This is a genomic window from Rhodococcus opacus B4, from assembly GCF_000010805.1.
Taxonomy (GTDB): Bacteria; Actinomycetota; Actinomycetes; order Mycobacteriales; family Mycobacteriaceae; genus Rhodococcus_F; species Rhodococcus_F opacus_C.
Window position 1 is genome coordinate 510,948 of record NC_012520.1, and the last position, 15,955, is coordinate 526,902.

General features: G+C 65.1%; 21 protein-coding genes. 10 read left to right on the forward strand and 11 right to left on the reverse strand.

The window, feature by feature from the left end:
* On the reverse strand, positions 1-198 hold the full coding sequence (locus ROP_RS38465; protein ID WP_043827325.1) for a hypothetical protein: 198 nt from the start codon (positions 196-198) through the stop codon (positions 1-3).
* Between the two features lie 176 nt (positions 199-374).
* Here ROP_RS38465 and ROP_RS38470 point away from each other — a divergent pair, with 176 nt between their 5' ends.
* From ROP_RS38470 to ROP_RS44685, 3 genes are all read left to right on the forward strand, one after another.
* The gene (locus ROP_RS38470; protein WP_148222664.1) at positions 375-1,451 is read left to right on the forward strand and encodes a hypothetical protein; all 1,077 of its coding nucleotides are present in this window, start codon (positions 375-377) and stop codon (positions 1,449-1,451) included.
* A 206-nt stretch (positions 1,452-1,657) separates the two neighbouring features.
* Complete coding sequence (locus ROP_RS38475) at positions 1,658-2,257, forward strand: recombinase family protein (protein WP_012687005.1); 600 nt, start codon at positions 1,658-1,660, stop codon at positions 2,255-2,257.
* 529 nt (positions 2,258-2,786) lie between these two features.
* Positions 2,787-3,098 carry a hypothetical protein gene (locus tag ROP_RS44685; RefSeq protein WP_231869122.1) on the forward strand — a complete coding sequence of 104 codons (312 nt, stop codon included), beginning with the start codon at positions 2,787-2,789 and terminating at the stop codon, positions 3,096-3,098.
* A gap of 93 nt (positions 3,099-3,191) precedes the next feature.
* On the opposite strand, the gene ROP_RS43030 is transcribed toward ROP_RS44685, so the two are convergent.
* From ROP_RS43030 to ROP_RS38490, 3 genes are all read right to left on the reverse strand, one after another.
* A complete protein-coding gene (locus ROP_RS43030) occupies positions 3,192-3,590 on the reverse strand; it encodes a hypothetical protein (RefSeq protein ID WP_148222665.1) in 399 nt (132 codons plus the stop codon).
* A gap of 280 nt (positions 3,591-3,870) precedes the next feature.
* Positions 3,871-4,566, reverse strand: coding sequence for a hypothetical protein (locus ROP_RS38485; protein ID WP_050785273.1), 696 nt, complete (start codon positions 4,564-4,566; stop codon positions 3,871-3,873).
* A 329-nt stretch (positions 4,567-4,895) separates the two neighbouring features.
* A complete protein-coding gene (locus ROP_RS38490; RefSeq protein ID WP_043827329.1) occupies positions 4,896-5,663 on the reverse strand; it encodes a hypothetical protein in 768 nt (255 codons plus the stop codon).
* Between the two features lie 613 nt (positions 5,664-6,276).
* On the opposite strand from ROP_RS38490, the gene ROP_RS43450 reads away from it, so the two are divergent.
* The 4 genes from ROP_RS43450 (at position 6,277) to ROP_RS38510 (ending at position 9,116) form a co-directional block, all read left to right on the forward strand.
* Positions 6,277-6,432 carry a hypothetical protein gene (locus tag ROP_RS43450; protein ID WP_162130652.1) on the forward strand — a complete coding sequence of 52 codons (156 nt, stop codon included), beginning with the start codon at positions 6,277-6,279 and terminating at the stop codon, positions 6,430-6,432.
* 164 nt (positions 6,433-6,596) lie between these two features.
* Positions 6,597-7,895: a CopG family transcriptional regulator gene (locus tag ROP_RS38495; protein ID WP_012687009.1), complete on the forward strand. Its 1,299-nt coding sequence runs from the start codon at positions 6,597-6,599 to the stop codon at positions 7,893-7,895.
* A gap of 527 nt (positions 7,896-8,422) precedes the next feature.
* Positions 8,423-8,770, forward strand: coding sequence for a histone-like nucleoid-structuring protein Lsr2 (locus tag ROP_RS38505; RefSeq protein ID WP_012687010.1), 348 nt, complete (start codon positions 8,423-8,425; stop codon positions 8,768-8,770).
* A 16-nt stretch (positions 8,771-8,786) separates the two neighbouring features.
* Complete coding sequence (locus ROP_RS38510) at positions 8,787-9,116, forward strand: hypothetical protein (RefSeq protein ID WP_012687011.1); 330 nt, start codon at positions 8,787-8,789, stop codon at positions 9,114-9,116.
* 97 nt (positions 9,117-9,213) lie between these two features.
* Here the strand turns inward: ROP_RS38510 and ROP_RS43315 are convergent, their stop codons facing one another.
* The 5 genes from ROP_RS43315 to ROP_RS38535 all read right to left on the reverse strand — a co-directional run bounded on the left by ROP_RS43315 (position 9,214) and on the right by ROP_RS38535 (position 12,961).
* Positions 9,214-9,750 carry a hypothetical protein gene (locus ROP_RS43315; protein ID WP_158306532.1) on the reverse strand — a complete coding sequence of 179 codons (537 nt, stop codon included), beginning with the start codon at positions 9,748-9,750 and terminating at the stop codon, positions 9,214-9,216.
* A gap of 229 nt (positions 9,751-9,979) precedes the next feature.
* A complete protein-coding gene (locus ROP_RS38520) occupies positions 9,980-10,927 on the reverse strand; it encodes a hypothetical protein (RefSeq protein ID WP_012687013.1) in 948 nt (315 codons plus the stop codon).
* 172 nt (positions 10,928-11,099) lie between these two features.
* Positions 11,100-11,249 (reverse strand): hypothetical protein, encoded by a 150-nt coding sequence (locus ROP_RS44690; RefSeq protein WP_231869123.1) that lies wholly within the window; start codon positions 11,247-11,249, stop codon positions 11,100-11,102.
* Positions 11,250-11,491: 242 nt separating this feature from the next.
* Positions 11,492-11,905 (reverse strand): hypothetical protein, encoded by a 414-nt coding sequence (locus tag ROP_RS43320; RefSeq protein ID WP_012687014.1) that lies wholly within the window; start codon positions 11,903-11,905, stop codon positions 11,492-11,494.
* A gap of 555 nt (positions 11,906-12,460) precedes the next feature.
* Positions 12,461-12,961, reverse strand: coding sequence for a hypothetical protein (locus tag ROP_RS38535; protein WP_012687015.1), 501 nt, complete (start codon positions 12,959-12,961; stop codon positions 12,461-12,463).
* 129 nt (positions 12,962-13,090) lie between these two features.
* On the opposite strand from ROP_RS38535, the gene ROP_RS43660 reads away from it, so the two are divergent.
* A complete protein-coding gene (locus ROP_RS43660; RefSeq protein ID WP_012687016.1) occupies positions 13,091-13,255 on the forward strand; it encodes a hypothetical protein in 165 nt (54 codons plus the stop codon).
* Between the two features lie 53 nt (positions 13,256-13,308).
* Here the strand turns inward: ROP_RS43660 and ROP_RS38540 are convergent, their stop codons facing one another.
* Together ROP_RS38540 and ROP_RS38545 are read right to left on the reverse strand one after the other, a co-directional pair.
* Positions 13,309-13,611 carry a hypothetical protein gene (locus ROP_RS38540; protein WP_012687017.1) on the reverse strand — a complete coding sequence of 101 codons (303 nt, stop codon included), beginning with the start codon at positions 13,609-13,611 and terminating at the stop codon, positions 13,309-13,311.
* Positions 13,612-13,715: 104 nt separating this feature from the next.
* Positions 13,716-14,408, reverse strand: a complete 693-nt coding sequence (locus ROP_RS38545; protein ID WP_012687018.1) for a class I SAM-dependent methyltransferase — start codon at positions 14,406-14,408, stop codon at positions 13,716-13,718.
* Between the two features lie 391 nt (positions 14,409-14,799).
* Here ROP_RS38545 and ROP_RS38550 point away from each other — a divergent pair, with 391 nt between their 5' ends.
* Together ROP_RS38550 and ROP_RS38555 are read left to right on the forward strand one after the other, a co-directional pair.
* Positions 14,800-15,675: a hypothetical protein gene (locus ROP_RS38550; RefSeq protein ID WP_012687019.1), complete on the forward strand. Its 876-nt coding sequence runs from the start codon at positions 14,800-14,802 to the stop codon at positions 15,673-15,675.
* A gap of 11 nt (positions 15,676-15,686) precedes the next feature.
* On the forward strand, positions 15,687-15,896 hold the full coding sequence (locus tag ROP_RS38555; protein ID WP_012687020.1) for a hypothetical protein: 210 nt from the start codon (positions 15,687-15,689) through the stop codon (positions 15,894-15,896).
* The last annotated feature ends 59 nt before the right edge of the window (positions 15,897-15,955 follow it).

A 15,955-nucleotide genomic window follows, 5' to 3' on the forward strand; every position in this document is an offset into this window, starting at 1 on the left:
TCAGTCCTGCTCAAGCTCCGGGTGCCGCCGCAGCAATTCATCTTCCACTCGGCGGAGTGAGGTGATTTTGGCAGTCACGTCGTCGAGCCGCCGCTTTTCCTTCTCCAACCGACCCTCGAGTTCTCTTACATCAAGCAGTAGCTGGTCTCGCTCAACCAATAGTCGGGTGATCTGATCGGCGGCGGGGTTGCTGCTCATCAACCTACGGTAAGTGGAAGGCCGCCAGGTCTTGGCGATCTGTCATCGTTCTGAGACCCGTGAGACGAACGGTGACCGGCGGTCATCGATCGGTGGCCGGTCATCGATCCTCGTGCGGAGCACTGCTCGAGTCGATCACCAAGATGTCGCACAGGTCGATGACTAGCATCAGCACGATGGCGCAGTGGAGCACTGTCGAGGCGGATCATCATCAATTCACGATCGGCGAGAGGCAGGCAGACACCCTGGCTGTCGCTGTCGAAAGCAGTCTCTTCGACGCAGGAAGCGACTTCCTGACGGTCCGTACTGGTGTCGCGTACGGCCCGGTCTCGATCGGCGTGGAAATACTTCGCGACCAACCTGACAGCACGTTGTTCGAGGACTGGGAGAACGTTGCTGAGTGCACCATCAACGCCTCCACATTGTGTGTGATGACCCTGCAGGGCGACCCAGTGCAGGACTTCACCGATCTGACAGTCATCGAACCGGGTCGGTACCGGGTACGGGTGCACGCCCGAGGCCGCGATGCGAACTGGGACATGGACGTAACCGAACCGACCGAAGACTATTTGGTGCAACTGTGGCCAGTCCCTCGCACACAGGGTTTCTTGAGACTCAAGAAGACCGACACCGCGTGGAGCGAGGTCGACCCGAAGATCCCGATTGCCACGCAGGCCGCGGCTCGCGAGTCGGTGCAGGCGCCGAATCCGCAGGCGCTGGGACGACCGAAGCTCAAACGCCTGGTGAACCGCAACAGTGTGTCACGATTCCAGCTTCGGAACTTCACCGCGGTCAGCGACGTGGCACATCTCGACCGTCTGCTTGCCGAGAAACTTCTGGCCTTGCGTGATGACGAACTCCGGTCGGTTGCCCAGTGGCTTCCGCGGCGCGCCCTGGCAAAGGCCGGACTTCTCGACATCGAGTGGGTGTCGAACGCTGTCACCGTCCTTGAGGCCGGGCTGTGGGAACGACCGAAGGACATCTACGCCGCGGCAGTGCGGGCGATGACCGGCGGAGATCCCGAAATTCCGGTCACTCAGATCGTGTCCGTTTTCGATGGACAGAAGCCTGTCGACCCCGTATTCGGCGCAATGAACGCGCTCATCTATGGCTTTGACCCCGACCCAGCAGTCGCCACATTCCTCGCCCTCCACGGCACGCTGCTTGCGTACGGGCCGCAGTGGAAGGATCTGGTCAACGAACTCGAAGCTGCCTTCCCGCGAATCGCCACGTGGACCATCGAAGGGTCCTAATGAGGAACCACCAGCGGGACGAGATCGGCGCCGAGCGCATGCCCGACTGCCGGCGACGCTCGTCCCGGAACGGGATGCGCCAGCGGCATGCACCACAGCAGTAGCCATCGGGAGCGGTTCTAGTCGCACTCGTCGACGATGTTTGACCGTTGATTCCCAAGCACCACGCCGCCAGCGTTGTGCGTCCGAGAGATGGGATTTCAGCGATGTACATCGGATATGCACGTGTATCCACCGATCAGCAAGACCTAACCGCGCAGCAGCACGCTCTGCTTGCGCTCGGGGTGTCACCGGACCGGATCTACGTCGATCACGGCTTGACCGGAACCAATCGCCTGCGGCCCGGACTGCAAAACGCGCTTGCAGCCTGCCGAAACACGGACACCCTCGTAGTGACCAAGTTGGACCGGTTGGCCCGTTCGTTACCGGATGCCCGAGACATCGTCGACGAGCTGACAGCTCGGCACGCGTGCCTGCAGATCGGGGCCTCGTTGCACGATCCCACCGACCCGGTCGGGCGCCTGCTGTTCAACGTCCTGGCAATGGTCGCCGAGTTCGAGGGCGATCTGATTCGGGCACGAACGAGGGAGGGGATGCGGATCGCGAAGGCGAAAGGACACCTCAAGGGCAAGAAGCCGAAGCTCAATCCGCGTCAGGAAGGGCACCTCGTCGAGCTGCACGGGACAGGCGAATACTCGACCGCGGAACTGGCCGATCTGTTCTCGGTGGGCCGGTCGACGGTGTACCGGGCGATCAAACGCGCCCGCCGACCTCATCGCGACGGCTACTCGGAAGCCAGTGCCTAGCGATTCCCGCACATTGGGAACGTCCGCCGGCCCGGACACTGTGGCGGGCGTTCCGCATACGGAGATGCGAACCCGAAAATCGGCTCCATGAGAAGTCTGCGTGCGACAGGATTCTCTAATGAGTGCGGATTCCGGCTCCGGTCCTGACCTCGATCTGGTCCAAGTCGGGCCGATTGAAGTAGACCCGGCTGTCTTGGGGGGTTCGGGGTCGTCACTGTGGGATCTCATCGGTGACCGTCGCGTCGAGATGCGCTCTCCGGACGAGGTACTCGATCTTCCACGCCACGGGTGGCGTCGGCTCGTCCCAAGCCGGGACGATGGCGCAGGATCCAGGGAGGTCTTCGCCGCACCGCACGGGCAGGTCTCGGAAGCGTGGACACTGGTGTTCCTCAGCGATTCAGCTGGTGCCTGGAGGGTTAGCACGGACCCGGGTCCGATCCGAGTGCATCGTTGCCGGGCGGCCCGCCGCGTTGGTCTGGAGTTGCGCTGGCCCGGCGAGTTCACCTGCAAGGCGGGTGCGCTCCCTGGAGTGTCGATCGACCTGGTGAATGCCGGAGACAGGATGTGGGTGAACTATGCAGGGGACCACATGACCGTCCACGGTTGGGTGCTCGATGAGGAGGGCGAGCCGATGAAGCCGGGGCTGTCGTTGTTCTCACAGGCACCGACGCTGCCCGACATTGAACCCGGCGATCGGATATCTCTGCGGGTCGATATCGCTACGCGCGATATCGAGGACTTTCCTCCCGGCCGCTACGCGGTCATCGCCGAACTCCATGACTTGGGCCTGATGTCGAGTCCGGGAACGTTAATCCTGGTTGACCCAACCCCTGGCACCTAGTCGACGATCGCTCATCGATCGATGACCGGTGGCATCGGTGAGCGGCCGTTGATTCTGTACCGGCTGCGATACACGATGCTCTACGCCGACTACCTACTCTGCGATGGGGAGGGCGAGGTCTGTTGACCATTCGGCTTGGCCAGTGATGTCCTTCACGGTGAGTCGGACTCGGAAGGGTGGACCCGGGAGATCTTCGGGCCGTCGTACGGAGAAGGTGAGTTCCGCACGCGATTTCCTGCCGCTCATTCCCCACCCGATTCGTTTCTCGACGTCGCCGTAGCTCAGAGTCGCTTGTGCCTCGTACTCGAGTAACGGTGGTGCGGATTCGTCGGTTCTGCGCGCGATGAGGGTAAAGAACAGGCCGTCGGGCCCGGACGTGATCGGTCCGAGCCAGCTGAGAATTCCGTTACTACCGTCGGCGAGGAACGCTGGCGGCGCACAAACTTCCAGCGGCAAATCCGAATCAGAGAAGGCGCGATTGCGGGATTCCACGATAGTTCCCCCAAGTCTGTGGATTCGACGTTCATTCGACGGTACCTGCGCGGGCGGTAGCCGGTCCTGCGAAACTCAAACCGTCGACGGTCGGCCCGGGCCCTCGCCCTGAATCGATCCCACTAACGGAACCTGCACCGGAACGAAGTGGCGTCCCAGCGCATGCCCGGCGGCAGTCGGCCCTCGTTCCGTAAGCGGATCGGCAACCGGTCACTGATAGTTCACTGGACGAAAGCGGTACCAGCAAGCAGCCCCGGACGAGATGTGCCACGTTCGCTGTTCACCAGGGGTGGGTGAGAACGGCCCCGCTGGGTGGGATGTCGAACTCCGGATAGGACAGGATCACCGTCAGCGACGCGCTGGTCGGTCGAGGGGAGAGGAAATACTCGCCCCAGGTCGCCATCCCAGGGTTCCGGCGGCCGCCACCACTTATCCCGCCGGCGAGCCACAATGTGTTCGGATCGTCCGGGAATGCACCAAAATGTGCGGTGTTGGTCAGCAGCGTGCCGCCGGGCTCGGTGTATACGAGCAGACGGAGACGGTGGGGCTGGCTCGGGGGGATGATCCGGTAGCTGAAGTTCATCACATCGGCGCCGGTTGGGACTTCCCCGATCGGGTCCGGCTCAAGCGCTTCGATGCGGAACAGGATTCCTCGGTCGTAGACGCGGAAGTTTCCGACACCGAGGTCGAGGCCCTCCCGCTGGTAGATCGTCACCTGATGATCGTCGGTGGCGATGGAGGTCTCATCCGGCTTCGGTGGACGTCGCCAGTCGGGCAAGTCGCGACTGCGAATCAGCAACGCACGTCGGTCTTCCAGCGGCAGTTGCTTCTCGCTGGCGAACTGCTCGGCCAGCGCACGATCGGAAACGGGTTCACCCAGAATATCCAGTGCTCGGGCACCCCACTCTCCCTGCTCAAACCAACTGCCGGGTGCCCCTGAGAGGGGCACCGCCGAGATGGGGGTCTGTTCCGGCATCCAGGGGCCTCCCAGCGTATGAATGCGGTGGTCTTCACAGCAGCGTATCGACGCCATCACTGCTCCGAGAACGGATCCACCATGTTCACTCACCGCTCCGCACCCTTCTCCGAGCCTGATGAGCGGGAGACCCGTGCGCCCTTCCGGACCATGTTCGCGATGAGATGGGCGCTTAAAAGCGATCGCCGTTGGCGGAACCCGCATCGGGACGAACTGGCGCCCCAGCGCATGTCGACGGCAGTCCGCCCTCGTTCCGAAAGCGGATCGGCTAGCGGAATCACCCCGTCCGCCGGCGCGCTGTCGGCCAGACTGTCTCGCTGGTGGTTCTGCTATCGGCCCGGCGGGCGGAGATTGGCGGCGTAGAACTCGATGCTGGTCGTTTCGAGTCCAAACTCGGGGTAAGCGACCGCGACGTGGACGACGCTCTTCGTAGGTACCGGGCTGAGGAAATAGTGCGCGCGCGTTTCAATCACGCCCAAGTCGCGGACACGGCTGCGGGAGTCGCCACCACCAGAAAGCCATGGCTCGTTCGGATCATCGGGAAAGTCGTCCTGCCTGAATGAGCTAGACAGCACTGTCCCTCCGAAGAATCCATGCTCACCGAGAGTTGGCGAAACCGCGAGGATAAGCCGGATTCTGGTTTTGTGAGCCTTGTCCGGCCTGATCCTGTAACCGAGATTGATTGTTTCGGTGTCGAAGGGAATTCCTGCGGTGGGGTCTGGGTCCGGTTCGCGGGCGACCAGGTCAAAGCCCACCCCGTTCTCGTACACCTTCGCTCTGGTGAACCGGAGGTCGAGGCCGTTGTTGGTTTTGAATGGGATGGACAACTTCGGCTCGTAAAGGACTGGATCGTCGTCCTCTGTTGTCAGGAACGCGTCGGGGCGTTTCCGAAATTCGGGTACCTCGCGGCGACCGGGCGGCCGCTGCGCGCGCTTCTCGCGTTGTTCCTGTTCCTCGCGTTCCAGTTCGCGCTCGAGTTCTTTGTCCGGGATGGATTCGCCGGCCAATCGCAAGATCCGGGCACTCCACTTCAAGTGAGCAGTCCACTCTGGTGGAGGATCGCCGACATAGGCAAAGTTGAACCGCTTTTTGGACATGCCATCGATACTTGCATGCGCTGTCCAGGTGACGGCACAGATCGCATGCTGACAACGTCCACGGCGTCCCGCAAGCCGAACCTTCAGCGGCGCGTCCCAGTAGGGGGCGTTCACCGGTACCGCTCTGAGCTGGCGAATCGCCGTTTGCCCCGTCCGGTGACATTCCCATTGCCGGGGCGCTCACCGGGTCACTCGCGAGTGGGGCAACTGGGCGACCGCGGACCGCCCCGAAGTCCTCGAAACCTGTCGGGAATCGCCCAGGAATACTGCAGGTTTGGAATACCGCCCTACCGCCAGTCTTCGTGCCCGAATCGTAGAAGACGCCGTCAGCTGAGGAGGAGGAGTAATGATGTCGCTGCAGGAGTTCGTGTGGTGGTTGCTCGGGGACTCGGTGTGGTACGTCCCTATTCCGGGCTTTCGGGAATGGATGGGCTTCGGATAGCGCGTGGTGCGAGCGAAGGGAAGCCGCTGTCGCCTTCCCCGTGACAGCGGCTTCGTTTCCTTCCCAACTTGAAACGTAACAATGCAACGCTGTAAAGGGTGCAGCAGGCGGAGGACGCGCAGAGCCGCATCGACAACTAGGCCGAGCCCACAGGCACCGTGGTGCCGCAGCATGCCGAGAACGGCTTCGGCGTCTACGAATGGGACCGAAGAGCACGGCGTCGTGTTCCGCATGGACCTCGACCAGTTCGGCACCATCGGCGGAGTCCCGGTCAGTCAGTACGCCCCGCCGCCCCCGCCCCCGTACACACCGCTCAACCTCTCCTGAGTCGGTCGCACGCCCGCGCCCCCCAGCACCCACCCCCTCGGGTGCTGGGGCGCACTGCGTTTCGCAGCTGTCGGCTCGCCAGGGTGCAGTGGCCGATTGTGGTGGCGGTGGGTGCCGTGGGGTGCGAATCGAGGTCCCCGGACGTACCGGAACAATGGCCGGTGATGAGCGAGACAAACATGGGCCGCGTACCGGTGGGGGATCCGATCCCGCTTCGGTTCGATCCGACCACCAAACAACGCCTCGAGGAGTTGGCCGCCGGCATCGGTCCGCGCCGCTTCGGGGCGCTGGTGCGGGTCGCCGCGCGGCGACTTCTCGCCGACCCCGACCGGGTGCCGGAGTCCCTGGCACAGGCGCGGCGCGCCTCCGCCGACGCCCGCCGCATCCCCTGGGCGGAACGACCTCTCGACCTCGACCCCGCCACCAGCACTCGCCTCAACGAACTCGCTCACGAGTTCCACACCGACCGCAGCGCGATCGTCCGCGTTGCACTGCACCGCTTCCTCACCGCGGCGGGCCGATTCCGGCACCCGGTGCTCCGCGAAGACGCCCGCACCGATCTGACGTGCCGCATCCGCGTGTACCTCAACCGCTCCACGCTGGTCCGGCTCGAGAAGCTGATCAGCCGCAACGGCGACGCCCTCACCGCGGCGGCCATTCGGGTCGCGGTACGCCGACTCCTCGACGACCCGGGAGACCTCACCGCCGACCTGGGCACGATCGGGACCATCCGCGACCTGACCCCGGAAGACCTCGGCCCGCGCACGAATGTGCACTTCGACGACGACCTGCGCGACCAACTCGACACCCTCGCCGAACGGTTCGACTCCGACCGCGCCGAACTCATGCGCCTCGCCGCCCGCCAGCTCCTGGCGAACCCGCGGGACCTCGAGAAGGCGGTGACCGAGGAGATCTACCGCGGGGACGCCAACCGGGACAAGCTCCTCGCCCGCAACACCCGCCGGCAGACCGCGGACCAGGCCACCGCCGCGCCCGCCGTCCGCACGGCGCCGAGCCCGCAAGGCAACCCGTTCGGGAAACGGCACGTCTTCCGGTTCGATGAGGACACCAAACGCCGCCTCGAGGAGCTGGCGGACGAGTACGGTCCCCGCCGGCTCTCCGCGCTGCTCCGGGTCGGGATTCGCAGACTCATCGAGAACCCGGCGGCCGATGAGGCCCTGGCGCAGGCCCGCCGCGTCGCCGCCCCGCCGCGCACAGCCCGGGTCGACGTCGCCCTCGACGACGAACTCCTCGCGCACCTCGACGCCCTCGCCGACCGGCTCGGCTCGGACCGCCAGGAGTTGGTGCATCTGGCGGCCACACGCATCCTCCGCTTCCATCACAACATCGAGAACCGGATGCTCGACGAGATGTTCCGCGCCCCGAACAACCGGAAACACCTACTGGCCACACATGCCCGCCGTGAGCGGATTCGTCGGATGGACCGCGGCAGCGGCACCTGACCTGCGAGAATGGACGGTGGGTCGGGTCCGCACCACCGGAGGATGCCATGTCTTTCGTTTCTGCGCCTCGCTGTCGTCGCGGCCACTGCGGCCGCCGCCCTGTCCCTGACCGCGGCGCCCGCACACGCCGCCCCAGCTCCGAGTGGGTGCGACATACAGTTCTTCGCGGTCGGTGCCATGTCGACCTGTGCACCCGGATCGGTGAATACCCACCAATTGGAACTGGTGTGCGTCCCGTTTACCAATTTGATTTATCCCGTCAACACCATCACCGTGTGGGGGCCGGAGGTGCCCACCTCCTTGCCCTCCATCGCACTGTGTCCGCCGCCCATCTACTTCACGCTCGGCCCCCTGAGGGACACCCGGGTGCACACCCGATAGGACCAGCCCCCGGCTGCTCCTGCGCCGTACAACCGGCAAGTGACCTGCGGAAATGACACGTCCCCGGGGTCGGTGCCCCCGATCGGCCGCCGCCGCCAGTAGGGTTCTGCCTGCTGTATCGAGAAGACGTGAGAGATCGGGGAACTGTGGCGCGCAAGGTAGTTGTCGAACTCGTCGACGACATCGACGGAACCGTCTTCGGTGAGGACGGGGAGAGCATCACCTTCTCCGTCAACGGGGTGGACTACGAAATTGATCTGAAAGACAAGCACGCCAGCAAGTTTCACAAGCAGATCGGATTCTTCATCGAGCACGCCACCCGGGTCGGTGACCGCACACGACGCTCCGATCGTCCCGTCGCCCCGGACGCCCCGGTGCGGCGACGCGGGAACGGCAAGGAGATCCGCGCCTGGGCGACCGAACAGGGCTATGAAATCTCCTCGCGCGGGCGCATTCCCGCCGAGGTCGAGCAGTGGTTCCAGGACGCCCACTGAACGCGAAGGAGCGTTGATGCGATCGCTGCGCAATCCCTGGTACCGGGCCTCGGTGCGCCGAGCGGCGAGCGAGCATTGGCTGACCACCGGCAGCCGGGGTTTACGTGGCATGACCGGTGAGCCGGTGGAACTCAGCGACACCGAGGCGGCCACCGTCCTCGCCGCCGTGGTCGAAACCACCGGCGGCCGGTGGCCGGCCCACCCCTCACGCATCGCCCGTACGCTCCGCCGGCTCGGCATCGACGGCAACACCGAGCAGATGGCCGCCGCCATCACCGCTCTGGTACGCGACCCGGACTGGCCCCACCGCGCCCGCGAGATCACGTCCAGCGCCTCGGACTGGTAAGCCGGATTGGCTCATTCACCTGGGGAGATGACACGTCCCCATCGTGGCGGGGCTGAGGGGATCCATTGCATCTCCTCCGTCCCCAATAGCTCTCTAGTCAGGCGTTCTCGTTCGGCTTGTTCGTCACTTCGCTCACTGCACTCTTGAGCCACCATCGGAGCTTCCGGCTTCCGACCAATCGCGCGCCATCTCCGAACCGGCGTGGTTCCTGCGACGTGAACGGAACCGGATTGCCCTCGACCACGGGCTCTTGCGTCGTACGGTGTTCCAGTCCGTAGATCGCATCCAGGATCTCACGGTCATATCCCAGCTCTACCAGATCATCTTCGGAGATCTCATGGTGATGGAGCGGATCGGGTGCACCATCAGTTCCTGCTCGGCGATTGAGCTCCTCGTAGAGCCTGACCAGCTCGCCAGCGGCCTCTCCCACCTCGGAATGTCCGCGCAGACGTTCGATAAGGAAGGGCAGTACAGGGATGAGAGCTCTTCCTTCTGCGCGGTCGATCCACTCATCTTCCCAACCGAGGGTTCCATCGGGGCCTGTCTGTGGCTCCCCGAAGAGCTGACGTGCTCCATCGACCGTATATCCCTGGTCGTACAGTTCTTGGGCAGTGATCCACGACTGCTCGGGCATTTCACTCCTGTTCACTCTTGTTACGAGCGTCTCAGTTGGACAGTTGCGCGGTGCTTGGCGCGAAGACAGTGAATCCGCTGGGTGACGGTTTCTCCAAGGACCCCCGCACGCGCTCGGGCATGTCGCTCAGCCGGCCCCACCAGTGTGACCCGAAACTCCTTCCCGACGCGTTCAGCCTGGGCCTGGCATAACAAGCAGATCAGCGTGCAGGCCTGCCCCTTTCCTCGCATCAGAGGTTCCAGAGTCGGAGTAGCGCGGCACGCAGGCTGGCGGAGATGATCCGGTGATCGGTGGTCAGCCGGGGATTGGGGTGTCCGAGGTCGGCGAGCTGTTGTTCGGCGTCCGCAACCGAGACCGGCTGCAGATCCGCTCGGACGAGCAGGAGATGGCCAAAGGCTCTGTGGGTGTGAGGGATCGCGATGGCGTCTGAGTCCACGACCGCCGGGGGGTAGATCCATTCGTTGTCGGTGACGAAGATGAGGACATCGCCACGCTCGAGGCGGGCACGTCGGTCGCCTGGGCGGAACCATTCGAGCTGATAGGTCGCTGCCGGCCCCGCGGTGGTGGTGTGATGCCGGCGCGCCTGGGTGTCCCAGGTCTGTTGCTCTGTGGCGCTGGGTTCGTACTCGACGATGTGACGCACGAACATCCGGGTCACCCGTGCAGGAAGGAAATCCAGTTCGGCGCGCACCCGGCCACCGACCCCGGGGATCGGCACCGACCGACCGATCTGCCATTCGGTGGTGGCGTTGTCGAGAAACACCCGATCGACCTCGGTGATCTCCTCAATACCCTCGATGAACGCGCGGACGCCGGCAACGACCTCCGGATCGTCGGTGATGACCACGGCCTCATCGGCGATCGTCGAGCTGTGGGAGGCATTCGCGGACCCGATGACCGCCCGCCGACTGGTGGCGATCACGTTGGCGTGCAGGTTCGGTGACGACAGGACCCGGACACCGGCCTCGACGTAGTAGGCAAGCGCAATCGGCGAGGTCACATGCGCGCGCACCGCCGCCCGGGAGGCATTCACCACGAGGAGATCGCCGGCCCGCAGCGGCAGCAGAGCGGGTGCGTCCTCGCCGAGGTAGGCGATCGCGGCGCGCCGCGGCCCTCTCACTCGGATGGCGCGGGTGATGTGCGGCCAGGGACTCGGCCCATGAAATGTCGTCCCCATAACGTCGAACGGTAGCGCGGGCGTGATGCGCTGTACCCCTATTGGCTCGGGTCCCGGTGCGTACGGTTCACCCCATGCGGCCAATTGCACCGCCGGTCTCCGCGAAAAGTGGTGATGAACTGCGGATATGACACGTCCCCATCTCTTCTGGGCGACGACGACGCGTGCCGCCTTACAGTAGCGGCGGCGGTTCGTCGCCGTGGACGAGCTTCCACCACAGGGTCGCGCGCTGACGAGGGATCGGGTCGACGATGATCAAGTCGGCCCGATCGGCGGCGGCGAGCATGTAGGGGCGGCGGCGCTCGCGCCATTGCGGCGACATCCTCGAGACCGTCGATACTCATCGGACTGTCGAGGGTCTCGCACGCCAGTCGAAGCCACGGGACGAGATGGCGTTCGGCTTCCCGGCTGATTCCGTCACCCGCGAGGGCGTTCTCGACGAGAAGACTTGTCAGATCGCGGCGGATCCGCCACCGAAGTTCAGCTTGATCGACAATGCAGGACCGCTCAGGGCCCGATCGTGGCCGGGGGCGGTGCGGAGCCGTCGGGTAGTCGCCCTGCGGGTTATAACATCTCGGTCCGTTGGTGTTGATCAAGGGTGCGGGCATGGGTGCAGACGTCACACAGTTCGGTGAGCGCGGGCAACGACGGCCGCCGGTGGGTGGCGAGTTGGGCGAGCATCTCGGCGCCGAGGTCTTCGGCGCGGGCGAAGACTTCGAGCCCGTGCCGGTAGCGCATGACCGCGGCGTTCTCCCAGTGGCCGGCGAGTGTGCGCTCGCGGCGGGGGAGCCCAGCGACAGCTGCGAAGAATCGTTCCTCGGCTACGAGTGCTCTGTTCCGCAACTCGGTGGCTGCGGCATCGCAGCGGTCGGGGGTGATGCCGTGCAGCGGAATCAGCGCTTCCCGGAACTCGTACGCAGCGTTGGCGAGGTTTTCGAGATCGACGGGGGTGGGCGCGCGTGCGCCTGGTGAGTCCAAGCGCCATGCCGGGAAGCTTAACCGGACCGGTAGGGCGGCGATTGTGATGGCGGCCGACCGCGGACATGCTTGCCTTGCCGTTCGAGAAACTCGCCACCGCCTGGCACCGGATGGTCATCAGCGCCGGCGGTGGGTGGTGGTGCCGAATCCGCACCTGAATTGCTCTTTGACCAGCCGAAATGACACGTCCCCTGTCGCGGGATTCGGTGCGCTGGTAGTGTTGTCGCCGCGCTCCCACCCGGGAGATTCCTGAAGTCTGTCGTGGTCGGCTTCAGAAGTGGCAATGAGCTTGTGGCACAACTATATCCAAGTGCCGCAGCCATCCCCGGGGGGATCACCGTCTCGATTCTGCCCCACGGCGTCGTCCTCGATTTTGAGGGGCAGCGGCGACCAGCTGTCTCTGGCAGGGGATCGAATCGAGACGGATGGAGGAACCGCATGAGCGAGCAGCGTGGACGCGACTTCAAGGTCGCCCCCTTCGGAGGTCGCGCAGATCGGCCAGCGGAGGAAGCGGCGCCCGCAGACCGTGGTCCAGCTCCCAGCTGGCCGGCCGGGTCAGGCCGTCGTGGGAATGGCGATCTCGGCTCTGCCGTCGATGGCCGATAGTAGGTAGTGCGGGCAGGTGGCCACCTGCCGAGGTACGGGAATCGCCCGGCGGTCGGTGTCGAGGTAGAGGCGGTATGCGAGTTGCCCGCGTCGATGGACGCCGGTGTCCGGGTCGACGGCGCCGAGGAAGTACCCGTGAGCGTTGTCGACGGTCGAGAAGATCGCCCGCGCCCACTCGGCGGGCTCGGTGGGCGGCAGATACCGCGGCACGCTCGTCTGCGCGTCGACGATGTGCACGATGACCGTGACGGCGAACCCGGTCGCCGCGGGAAACCACTCCTCGGCCGCAATGTCGAACGGCGCGACGGACGTGTGAATCTGCAGCTCGATGTCCGTTCCGGTGCGCGCCGCCGCTGTGATGATGTGGGGATCCGCCGAAGCATCCTGTACGGCCAGGTTCGGCAGCGTCTGGTGGCCGTCGGCGCGGATGCTGCCTGGATCAGCGGACATGGGGCAAGAGTACGGGCCGCCGATACACGGCCCGCGGGGCGACGGCGATTCGTCGACCGACGACCTATCCGGCAGAATAGGGTTTTGACCTGCAGTGATGACAGGTCCCCTAACGGAAGGACTGGGCCGGTGAATGTGGGTGACCGCGTCAAGGTACATACCGACGCCACCTCGGAGTTCGTCATTGTGAGCATCGACGGCGAGGACGCGGTGATCGAGTCCGTGCGCGACGACGTCCCCGGTAGGTTCCCCTTCCATGCCCGCCTCGATCGGTTGGTCCCGGTCGGGTCCTGACCCACCAAGAAATGCCATCTGAACGGCGGAGATGTCACGTCCCCTCGCGTGGGTTATCGCCCGCTCGTCGCGGCGATGGCGTCGGTGATCTGCCCGCGCTGCTCGGCGGTCAGGTCCCGGACCCGGGCGTCGTCGGCGATGCCGAGCATGACCATGACCCCGGCCGGCCCGATCCCGGATCCGCGCATGTACGTGGTGAGGACGTCGGTGACGAGTAGGTTGGCGGCGATCCGGTCGCGTCGGCGGTACAGCAGCGACGTCAGTGGTATGTGGCCGGAGAGTAGGTCGTCGGTTCTCCTCTGCCGCAGGGCGTTCAGGCTGACGATCTTCTGGTCGTCAGGTTCGGGTGTCAGCACTGGGGTTCCTCTCGTTGGCAGGCAGGAATGGCGGATCAGGAGCAGCGGGGTGGTGTTCGCGCCGGCGGGCCTAACGTCTTCGGCTTAAGCTCCCGCGCGCGGTATCAGCTGCCCAGGCGCCGCGGCCGGCGGGCGGCGAAGACCGCGACGGAGCCGACGATGGTGATCTCGACCCCCTCGAACGCGGCGGCCAGGGCCGTGTGCAGACCGTCGAGGTCGTCGTCGCGGTTGTGGAACAGCTTGATCGGCCCGTTGTAGAGGTGGTTCAGGGCGCGGCTGAGAGGAGTGTGGTGGACACCGGTGTCGAGGATGGTTGAGCCGAAGAACACCCCGTCGTCGGCCATGACCTGAGCGATGTGCCCGAACGCACGGCCCTTCTCCGCCCAGGTACCGGGCACGCAGTGCAGCACGAAGTTCGCGGCCACGGAGTCGAACACACCGCTGTCCGTGGGAAGTGGGGCGAGGATGCTGCCGGTATGCGCGGCCGCGGCGATGCCGCGGTCGGCGAGACGTGCGGTGGTCATCTGCAACGTGTTCGGGTTGAGGTCGAGCAGCACCATCATCGGGCTCGGGGTCGGGTAGGTGGCGTTCTGGAGGTACCAGCCAGTTCCGGGGCCGACGTCGAGGTGCCGGTCACCGAGGTGGGAGTTGTAATGCGCGAGCAGGCGTTCGCGGGGGCAGCGCCAGACGAGGGTGTTGCTCCACCGCAGCACGACGGTGTCGTACACCGACAGCAGCGCCCGACTGTATGGGGCGGCGCCGGCCTTCTCCGCCTGTGTGACCGCACTTGCAGACATGCGTGTTCCCCCTCGGTGTTCACGTGATGGCGTTCCCCCGCCATCACCGATCGTAAACGGCGCCGATTTCATGGACTCGGTCGATTTGTCTGCCGCGAGTGCCGCGGCGTGTTCGGGAGGGTCGCCCGTCCGTGCCCATGTTGCTCGGGCGCCGCCGCCGCCGTCATGGATGATCTTCATCTCAGTGTGTTTCGCTATGCTGGTGTGTGTTCGGCGGAAACGCCGACAGCACGCGTGGGAGCGAGTCACTGGTTTGGTCACCGGGATGCTTCTCCCGCGGTAGACCCGCCCTCGGGTCGGGTCCGAGCGTGGCAGGCCGTCAATTGGGACACTAATGCCTGCCACGCTTCGTCATATCAGGGGTGTGTTCGACGCAGCGGGAGGGGATCTGGTGGCGTACAACGTGAGCCCGGACGCGCCTCCAACCCGGTTGGATCCGGAGGCCGGCACCAGCAGCACGCCCGCATCGAAGCCCGCCGGCTATCGTTCCGCCGACACGTACAAAGACCGCGCACAGGAGCGTGATTCGGCGCGGGAACTGGACCGGATGGTCGAGGATGCCGAATTCACCCGTGCTCGGAAAGACCTGGAGCGGGCCTTCCCCCGAGCGACAGTGCCCGAGGTCTCCGAACGTAAACGCCGGGACTTGCCGATCCCGGATTCGATTCGCCAGCCGCTGAGTTCACGTCAGCGCAAGGTGCGCTCGGTGAATAAGCACAGGGCGCAGTCGCGGTTGCCGGCGGTCGGTTACACCGCCGTGCAGACCCTGATCGACAACCCGGACCGGTGGAACAACGTCGGCGAAGCCTTGTCGAAGGCACGCGGTGACGCCCAGCACCTCGACGAGAAGACCCGCTCGCAGGTCCAGCGGGTGGACCGGGCAATTCAGACCGCGGAACGGTGGGGCGACCGAGGACACATCCTCTACTGTGCAGTCACCCTCCCGCACACGGCGCCGCAGGAAGCGGTCAACCTGCCCTCGACCCTGCAACCGGGATCGCGGTTGGACTTCGACCGGCACACGATGGCCACCCACGCGGTTCATCAACTCGATCAGACACTCGGGGAACGGGATGTGGTGTTCGAGATCGAAACCGACCGCGGCATGTACTTGGGCCGATCGGACACCGTCGACGACACCGCGCACCTGCTGCCACGGGGGATGCGATTCGAGGTGGTCTCGTCCGGTGAGGGGCGCTACCGTCGCCCGGATGGCAGCATCGGCCGGCGGATGATCGTGCAGCTGCGGGACGTCACCGAAGACTGAGGAGGTTCGAGATGGGACTGTTCACCGACGACAAGGGCCGCCCCGAGCTGGTCGTGCACCCGGACATCGTGCTCGGGCGTGCGACCTTTCGACCGGTCGACGACGAGCCCGAACCAGAGGAGACCCCGAAGCAACGCGGCCGCCGGGAGCTGAAGAAGCGAATGACCGAGGAGCGGCTCGCGAAACAGAAAACCGAAGGCACCAACCCCGAGAAGGGGTAAACGCCTCCGGCTCATCCTGTGCATCCGCAGTGTTCAAACTCTAGCCCAATCTTGCCCAC

Bases quoted from the DNA above. Each gene is read 5' to 3' on its own strand.
- ROP_RS43315 (WP_158306532.1), bottom strand. From the start codon at position 9,750: ATGCCCGAGCAGTCGTGGATCACTGCCCAAGAACTGTACGACCAGGGA.
- ROP_RS38470 (WP_148222664.1), top strand. From the start codon at position 375: ATGGCGCAGTGGAGCACTGTCGAGGCGGATCATCATCAATTCACGATC.
- ROP_RS38510 (WP_012687011.1), top strand. From the start codon at position 8,787: ATGCGATCGCTGCGCAATCCCTGGTACCGGGCCTCGGTGCGCCGAGCG.
- ROP_RS38475 (WP_012687005.1), top strand. From the start codon at position 1,658: ATGTACATCGGATATGCACGTGTATCCACCGATCAGCAAGACCTAACC.
- ROP_RS43450 (WP_162130652.1), top strand. From the start codon at position 6,277: ATGCCGAGAACGGCTTCGGCGTCTACGAATGGGACCGAAGAGCACGGC.
- ROP_RS38490 (WP_043827329.1), bottom strand. From the start codon at position 5,663: ATGTCCAAAAAGCGGTTCAACTTTGCCTATGTCGGCGATCCTCCACCA.
- ROP_RS38485 (WP_050785273.1), bottom strand. From the start codon at position 4,566: ATGCCGGAACAGACCCCCATCTCGGCGGTGCCCCTCTCAGGGGCACCC.
- ROP_RS38535 (WP_012687015.1), bottom strand. From the start codon at position 12,961: ATGTCCGCTGATCCAGGCAGCATCCGCGCCGACGGCCACCAGACGCTG.
- ROP_RS38555 (WP_012687020.1), top strand. From the start codon at position 15,687: ATGGGACTGTTCACCGACGACAAGGGCCGCCCCGAGCTGGTCGTGCAC.
- ROP_RS38520 (WP_012687013.1), bottom strand. From the start codon at position 10,927: ATGGGGACGACATTTCATGGGCCGAGTCCCTGGCCGCACATCACCCGC.
- ROP_RS38495 (WP_012687009.1), top strand. From the start codon at position 6,597: ATGAGCGAGACAAACATGGGCCGCGTACCGGTGGGGGATCCGATCCCG.
- ROP_RS38465 (WP_043827325.1), bottom strand. From the start codon at position 198: ATGAGCAGCAACCCCGCCGCCGATCAGATCACCCGACTATTGGTTGAG.
- ROP_RS38545 (WP_012687018.1), bottom strand. From the start codon at position 14,408: ATGTCTGCAAGTGCGGTCACACAGGCGGAGAAGGCCGGCGCCGCCCCA.
- ROP_RS44690 (WP_231869123.1), bottom strand. From the start codon at position 11,249: ATGTCGCCGCAATGGCGCGAGCGCCGCCGCCCCTACATGCTCGCCGCC.